At 66.2% G+C, this 7,448-nt stretch carries 6 protein-coding genes; 4 read left to right on the top strand and 2 right to left on the bottom strand.

Going from position 1 to position 7,448, the window contains the following annotated elements; translation table 11 throughout:
- Positions 1 to 13 precede the first annotated feature (13 nt).
- The 4 genes from rpsO to Q0C81_RS13520 all read left to right on the top strand — a co-directional run bounded on the left by rpsO (position 14) and on the right by Q0C81_RS13520 (position 5,007).
- A complete protein-coding gene (gene rpsO, locus Q0C81_RS13535) occupies positions 14 to 250 on the top strand; it encodes a 30S ribosomal protein S15 (RefSeq protein ID WP_291838835.1) in 237 nt (78 codons plus the stop codon).
- A 245-nt stretch (positions 251 to 495) separates the two neighbouring features.
- Complete coding sequence (pnp, locus tag Q0C81_RS13530; RefSeq protein ID WP_291838832.1) at positions 496 to 2,733, top strand: polyribonucleotide nucleotidyltransferase; 2,238 nt, start codon at positions 496 to 498, stop codon at positions 2,731 to 2,733.
- Between the two features lie 177 nt (positions 2,734 to 2,910).
- Positions 2,911 to 3,507, top strand: coding sequence for a hypothetical protein (locus Q0C81_RS13525; RefSeq protein WP_291838829.1), 597 nt, complete (start codon positions 2,911 to 2,913; stop codon positions 3,505 to 3,507).
- 42 nt (positions 3,508 to 3,549) lie between these two features.
- Positions 3,550 to 5,007 carry a hypothetical protein gene (locus Q0C81_RS13520; protein WP_291838826.1) on the top strand — a complete coding sequence of 486 codons (1,458 nt, stop codon included), beginning with the start codon at positions 3,550 to 3,552 and terminating at the stop codon, positions 5,005 to 5,007.
- 226 nt (positions 5,008 to 5,233) lie between these two features.
- On the opposite strand, the gene Q0C81_RS13515 is transcribed toward Q0C81_RS13520, so the two are convergent.
- Both Q0C81_RS13515 and Q0C81_RS13510 read right to left on the bottom strand, forming a co-directional pair.
- A complete protein-coding gene (locus Q0C81_RS13515) occupies positions 5,234 to 5,827 on the bottom strand; it encodes a hypothetical protein (protein ID WP_291838824.1) in 594 nt (197 codons plus the stop codon).
- Positions 5,828 to 5,958: 131 nt separating this feature from the next.
- Positions 5,959 to 7,448 (bottom strand): AAA family ATPase (locus Q0C81_RS13510; RefSeq protein ID WP_291838822.1); only part of this gene is annotated, 1,490 nt, incomplete at its 5' end.

Below are 7,448 nucleotides of genomic sequence, written 5' to 3'. Positions count from 1 at the left end.
CAAGGGCGAAGTCATCGCCGATAACGCTCGTTCCGACGGCGACACCGGCTCTGCTGAAGTCCAGGTCGCGATCCTTTCGGAACGCATCGCCAACCTGACCGAGCACTTCAAGACGCACAAGAAGGACCACCACTCGCGCCGCGGCCTGCTCAAGATGGTCTCGCAGCGTCGTCGCCTTCTTGACCACCTGGCGAAGGTCGATCGCGAGCGCTACGCCGCTCTGATCGGCAAGCTGAACCTGCGCCGCTAAGCGCAGATCGCGGAACAGATTCGAGGCGCGGGCCATGTCCGCGCCTCTTTCCGCATCCAGAGACCAGCCGCGCGCCGCGGTTCTGTAACGGCGCATGACGCGAGGGCTGAATACCGGTCCTCAGACACTCCCGGGTCTGTCGCGATGGCGCGGCGGCCCATGGACCGAAGGACTGAACGCCCGACGCTCCACCCATTGATGGGACTCCGCCGGGAATACGCCCGCCGGAATACGAAAGACGAAACATGTTCGATATCAAACGCAAGACGATCGACTGGGCCGGCCGCCCGCTGACGCTGGAAACCGGCCGCATCGCCCGTCAGGCCGACGGCGCCGTGCTGGCGACCTACGGCGAGACCGTGGTTCTGGCCACCGTCGTCTACGGTCGCGCCCCCAAGCCGGGCCTGGATTTCTTCCCGCTGACCGTCAACTACCAGGAAAAGACCTTCGCCGCTGGCAAGATCCCGGGCGGCTACTTCAAGCGTGAAGGCCGTCCGACCGAGAAGGAGACCCTGGTCTCCCGCCTGATCGACCGTCCGATCCGCCCGCTGTTCGTCAAGGGCTTCAAGAACGAGACCCAGGTCGTCATCACCGTGCTGCAGCACGACCTCGAGAACGACCCGGACGTCGTCGGCATGGTCGCCGCCTCGGCCGCCCTGACCATCTCGGGCGTTCCCTTCATGGGCCCGATCGGCGCCGCCCGCGTCGGCTACATCGACGGTGAGCTGGTCCTGAACCCGACCATCGACCAACTGCCGGACTCGGCGCTGGACCTGGTCGTCGCCGGCACCACCGACGCCCTGATGATGGTGGAATCGGAAGCCAAGGAACTGTCGGAACAGGTCTTCCTCGACGCCCTGATGTTCGCCCACCGCGGCATGCAGCCGGTCATCGAAGCGATCATCGAACTGGCCGAGCACGCCGCCAAGGAGCCCTTCGACTTCCAGGCCGAAGACCACTCGGACGTCGTCGCCTCGATCCAGAAGCTGGTCGGCGAAGACATCAAGGCCGCCTACACCCACGTCGGCAAGCATGACCGCCACGCCGCCGTCGGCGCCGCCAAGAAGAAGGCCGCCGAGGCCCTGGTGAAGACCGAAGAGAACCCGGACGGCGTCGAGTCGGCCAAGTTCGCCACCGCCTTCAAGGAATGCGAAGCCCACGTCCTGCGTCGCGACATCATCGACAACGGCCACCGCGTCGACGGCCGCGCCCTCGACAAGGTCCGCTCGATCGTCTCGGAAGTCGGCGTCTTCCCGCGCACCCACGGTTCGGCCCTGTTCACCCGCGGTGAAACGCAAGCCATCGTCGTCGCCACCCTCGGCACCGGCGAAGACGAGCAGTACATCGACGCCCTGACCGGGACGTACAAAGAGAAGTTCCTGCTGCACTACAACTTCCCTCCCTACTCGGTCGGTGAGACCGGTCGTATGGGCGGCGCGGGCCGTCGGGAAATCGGTCACGGCAAGCTGGCCTGGCGGGCGATCCGTCCGATGCTGCCGACGTCGGAAGAGTTCCCCTACACGATCCGCCTGGTCTCCGAGATCACCGAGTCCAACGGCTCGTCCTCGATGGCCACGGTCTGCGGTTCGTCGCTGGCCCTCATGGACGCCGGCGTGCCCCTGAAGAAGCCCGTCTCGGGCATCGCCATGGGCCTGATCCTGGAGCCGTCGGGCGAGTTCGCCATCCTGTCGGACATCCTGGGTGACGAAGATCACCTGGGCGACATGGACTTCAAGGTCGCCGGCACCCGTGACGGCATCACCTCGCTGCAGATGGACATCAAGGTCGCCGGCATCACCGAAGAGATCATGAAGAAGGCCATCGCCCAGGCTTCGGCCGGCCGCCTTCACATCCTCGACGAGATGGACAAGGCCATCGACGGCGCCCGCACCGAGCTGGGTGAGTTCGCGCCGAAGATCGAGTCCATCAAGGTCCCGGTCGACAAGATCCGCGAAGTCATCGGCACCGGCGGCAAGGTGATCCGCGAGATCGTCGAAAAGACCGGCGCCAAGATCAACATCGAAGACGACGGCACCGTGAAGATCGCCGCCTCGGACCAGGAAAAGATCGACGCCGCCAAGGCTTGGATCTCGTCCATCGTCTCGGAGCCGGAAGTCGGCACGATCTACACCGGCAAGGTCGTGAAGGTCGTCGACTTCGGCGCCTTCGTGAACTTCTTCGGCGCCAAGGACGGTCTGGTCCACGTGTCGCAACTGGCCCTGGAACGCGTCGCCAACCCGGCCGACGTCATTTCGGAAGGCCAGGAGGTCAAGGTCAAATTCCTGGGCCTGGACGACCGCGGCAAGACCAAGCTGTCGATGAAGGTCGTTGATCAGGCCACGGGTGAAGACCTGACGGACAAGATCAACGCCGAGCGCGCCGAGCGTGGCGAAGCCCCGCTGTCGGACGACACCGGCGGCCGTCCCAAGCGCGACGGCGACCGCGGCGGCGACCGCGGCCGCAGCCGCAGCCGCCGGGACTAAACTCCCTGCGCGTCCGCGCTGACTGAACAGGGGCCCCGGTGGAAACGCCGGGGCCCTTCGTCTTTGGGCCGCCGCGACACTCGCTAGGCGAGAGGATTCGACAATCTTCGTTCAGTGATTGTCGGTTTCCGAAAACACGATAAGGTCCCTCCCGACAGATCAAACGGGAGACGAGCCATGGCCACGGATATCCTGCTGGGCGAGGCGGAGGTGGCGATCAAAAGCCCCGAAGTGACGATCCATCGCGAGAACGAGCCGGAGAACTCCTCGGCGCTGAATTTCCGGAACGCCACGGGCTACTGGCACATCTCCGGCCCCCGGACCTATGACCCGGGCAATCCGCTGTCGGTCTTCTGGAACAACAACAGCGGCTGGATCGGTCCGATGCTGACCATCCAGACCGGCGGCAACATCGGCGTCGGCACCAAGGAGCCGGCCAGCACCCTGCACGTGCACGGCGGCGAGGTGCATTCGACCGGTCCGGTGGCCGGCTTCTCCTTCACCACCCGCGACCTGCCGGACGGCAAGACGACCGGGAACGACTGGGGCGAGCGCTGGGTCTGGTACGCGACCCAGAAAAGCGCCCGGCTATGGTCGGACTCCGATCTGGTGACGGTCACCGCCCTCATCGGCAACCAGGCGAGAATGGCGGTGAAGGGCACCGTCGAGTGCACCTTCCTGAAGCTCAACGGCAAGCAGGTGGGATCGGAGCTTTCGAATCTGCGCAAGGAAATCGAAGCCCTGAAGGCCGAGATCGCCAAGCTGAAGGGCTAGGAGCCGCCGCGTCCCCGGACGCCGGACCGCGGAGGACCAGACATGGCGAACAAGAAGACCGCCTACCAGAAGATCGGCGACGCCCTGCACATCAGCCCGGCCGCGCAGAGCAAGCTGAAAGAGCTGTTCGAGGACGGCAAGGCCGCGGCGGACGCCATCGGACAGGCCGTGGCGATCGTCGGCGCCGTGATGGCGGTGGCCAAGATCGTCGGCATCCTGGAGGACAAAAGCCCCACCGACATCCTGTATGAAAAGCTGCAGGCGAACTTCAAGGCCATCGCCGCCAAGATCGATGCGGTCAGCAAGCAGATCCAGCGCCAGACCCTCGCCGAGCTGTGCGCGAACATCAAAACCGTGGACCAGGAGACGAAGACCTGGGCCCTGTACGTGAAGACGCACAAGGTCGATCCGCCGGCCGGCAGCATCGAACGCGAGAAGATGATCGAGGCGTCGCCCATGTCCGGCTTCACCTCCAACCTGATCGAACAGCCGCAGGTCTGGGTCCGCACCTTCGACGAGACGGACCTGTGCACCCAGCCCTGGGGCAAGGGCCGCTATACGCCGCCCAAGGAGGAGTCCAACGGCTTTGTCTGGGAGTACCGTCACTTCCTGCCCCTGATGCTGCTGATCACCCGCTCGCGCCTGGCCTATCTGATCGCGACCGAGGGACCCGGGTTCGCGGACAAGAACCGGGACGCCTTCGCCGCCACCATCGCCTTCATGATCCAGGTGCACGACCGGATCATCAGCGGCTTCGTGCTGACGCCGGCGCCGGGGCTGAAGGGGCCGGACGGGCCGCTGATGGCCTTCCCCTTCGACGCGCCGCCGCCGGGCCATTATGTGCCGCTGAAGCCCCAGACCTTCTCGCCGTCGTATTGGGACCAGATGAAGACGCCGTGCGGCGCCGTCGACACCTACGCCGGGGTCGGGGCCTTCGAGGTCTTCCCGATGAGCCAGCCGATCCGGCACACCTATTTCGAACGGTTCGACGAATACCTGTCGGCGGCCAACCTGCCGCTCAGCTCGCAGCCGACGCCGCAGATGCTGGAGAAGCCGCAGCAGGATTTTGAGGCGCAGCGGGCGGTGGGGCGCGCCGTTCTGGCGAAGGAGCAGGCCTATGCGGCGCGTTTCTACGCCATCTTCCTGATCCGGGCCCGGCGGGCGTGGCGCGAGCTCTACCAGTCCCTGGGGCTGGACAACGTGGTCGGGGCCGCCGACGGCTATGCGGTCGCGGTCGGCATTCCGGACCGCCCCCATTTCGCGCGCCACTATGCGGGCTTCCACTCGCTGGCGGCGGTGATGCAGCCCTCGGCGCGGACCACGGCGGAGCTGTCGAGCCCGCCCGCGGCGCCCCTGGCCCTGCACCGGTTCGACAGCGTGCGCGCCTTCGCCGACCTGCTGGGCGCCGACTTCGCGCACGCGCCGCCGATCAAGATCGGACCCTTCAAGATCGGCAAGAACATCGTCTCGCTGAAGCGGATCCTGGACGGGGACGACTGACGGATCACGGTCGCTCCGGACGGAGGAGAATACCGTCCGATGCGTCCGATGCGTCCGATGCGTCCGATGCGTCCGATGCGTCCGATGCGTCCGATGCGTCCGATGCGTCCGATGCGTCCGATGCGTCCGGGTCGCTGGCGCGAGGCGGATGCGATGTCAAAGACCAAAGCCCGCAGGCGCACGCGCCTGCGTCAGGATTGGTCGTGTGGTCCCGCCGGGGCGGGGATCAGGGGTAGAGGGCGGCGCAGTCGGCGCGGACGGCGGCGGCGCAGGCCTCGAAGGCGACGCCTTCCGGCGTCTCGGGGCTGGGCTTGTAGATGGCGCCGTTGTGCAGCACATATAGTTGCTCGATGTCCTGATCCAGGTTTGTTGAATCAGAATCGAGCCCCATAATCCGCTGCCTGTATAATGGAAGCTGACTGCTGTACTCCGCCTCAACACGGCCCTTGTCGGAACCCCAGGCGAAGTAGCTTCTCCAGGTGGTGTCGAATTTCTTCTGATCCAGGAGCGCGTCCCGATAAAACCACTTCCAGGCTTGGGTCGCACCCGTGAATGGATACCGGTTGGTCTGGCGATTGAAGAGCCAGATAAGCGCAAGCCCAACGCAGAGCAGCGAGAACGCGCCGCCGAAGGCCGCATACCGCAGCCAAAGATGGTCAAGCACACCGACCGCGAACGTCAGAATGGTAAGGCCTGCCGCTATGAAGGCTGCGGCCATGACGGAGTAGTTTGTTCGCCGCCCCTCGGCATAGTGAATGCGCTCTGCAACGGCGCTCAGAACCGGCTCCAGGCGGGCGGAAATCGTCTCTTCTGCGCTCACAACTCGACCTCCATCGGAGCCACAAGTTTCACCGATTTCTTCCTCGAACAAAAGAGGAACTTGGCATGAGCGCACGCAAGCGGGGGTCGCGGGCGTATTCAATACACCCGCACCCGCCCTGATTCCGGGTCCTAATGCATCCTTGCCTTCCCGATCTCGAGCCCCTCCCCGCCCGCTGATACGGCGATCACGGACCCGTCCTCGATCTCGCCCGCCAGCAGCTTGCGGGCGATCGGGTCGACCAGTTCCTTCTGGATCACGCGCTTGAGCGGGCGTGCGCCGTAGACCGGGTCATAGCCCTTGTCGGCGAGCCAGGCGGCGGCGGTGTCGTCGAGCGCCAGCGTCAGGCGGCGGTCGGCCAGGAGCTTCTCGAAGCGGGCCAGCTGGATGCGGACGATGCCGCCCATCTGTTCGCGGCCGAGGCGGCGGAACAGGATGATCTCGTCGATGCGGTTCAGGAACTCGGGGCGGAAGTGGGCGCGGACGGCGTCCATGACGTAGGGGCGGACCGCCTCGACGTCGTCGCCTTCGCCCTGGTTGGCCAGGGCCTCGGAGCCGAGGTTGCTGGTCATGATGATCAGGGTGTTGCGGAAGTCGATGGTGCGGCCCTGGCCGTCGGTCAGGCGGCCGTCGTCCAGCACCTGGAGCAGGACGTTGAAGACGTCGGGGTGGGCCTTCTCGACTTCGTCGAACAGGACGACCTGATAGGGCCGCCGACGGACCGCTTCCGTCAGGGCGCCGCCCTCGTCATAGCCGACGTAGCCCGGAGGGGCGCCGATCAGGCGGCTGACGGAGTGCTTCTCCATGTATTCCGACATATCGAGGCGGCTGATGGCGGCCTCGTCGTCGAACAGGAAGTCGGCCAGGGCCTTGGTCAGCTCGGTCTTGCCGACGCCGGTCGGGCCCAGGAACAGGAAGCTGCCCAACGGGCGGTTGGGGTCGTTCAGGCCGGCGCGGGCCCGGCGCACGGCGTCGGAGACGGCCTCCAGCGCGGCGTCCTGGCCGACCACGCGGTGGCGCAGGGCGTCCTCCATCTGGAGCAGCTTCTCGCGCTCGCCCTCCAGCATCTTGTCGACCGGAACGCCGGTCCAGCGGGAGACGACGGCGGCGATCTGTTCGGCGTCGACGACTTCGGGCGTCAACGGTCCGGACCCGGAGCTTTCGGCGGCCTCGGCGTCCGCGAGCTGTTTCTCGATCTGCGGAATCTGGCCGTAGGCGATCTCGGACGCACGGCCCAGGTCGCCGGCGCGCTGGGCGGCGGCCAGTTCGGCCCGCAAGCGGTCGAGCGTCTCGCGCAGCTGGGCGCCGGCGCCGACCTTTTCCTTCTCGGCCTTCCAGCGGGCGGTCAGGTCGTCGGACTGGCCCTCCAGATCGATGATCTCGTCCTCGAGCTTCTCGAGGCGGTGCTGGGAGGCGCTGTCGGTCTCCTTCTTCAAGGCCTCGCGCTCGATCTTCAGCTGGACCAGGCGGCGATCGATCTCGTCCAGGGCCTCGGGCTTGGAGTCGACGGCCATGCGCACGCGGCTGGCGGCCTCGTCGACCAGGTCGATGGCCTTGTCCGGCAGGAAGCGGTCGGTGATGTAGCGGTTCGACAGGGTGGCGGCGGCCACGATGGCGGCGT

The sequence above is a fragment of the Brevundimonas sp. genome, from assembly GCF_023259385.1.
In the GTDB taxonomy this organism is placed as follows: Bacteria; Pseudomonadota; Alphaproteobacteria; order Caulobacterales; family Caulobacteraceae; genus Brevundimonas.
The sequence above is the reverse complement of the archived record's forward strand: the minus strand, read 5'-3'. Positions and strand labels throughout refer to the sequence as shown.

What these genes read in the sequence shown, in the direction of transcription:
- pnp (WP_291838832.1), top strand. Translation starts at nt 496, where the DNA reads ATGTTCGATATCAAACGCAAGACGATCGACTGGGCCGGCCGCCCGCTG.
- Q0C81_RS13525 (WP_291838829.1), top strand. Translation starts at nt 2,911, where the DNA reads ATGGCCACGGATATCCTGCTGGGCGAGGCGGAGGTGGCGATCAAAAGC.
- Q0C81_RS13520 (WP_291838826.1), top strand. Translation starts at nt 3,550, where the DNA reads ATGGCGAACAAGAAGACCGCCTACCAGAAGATCGGCGACGCCCTGCAC.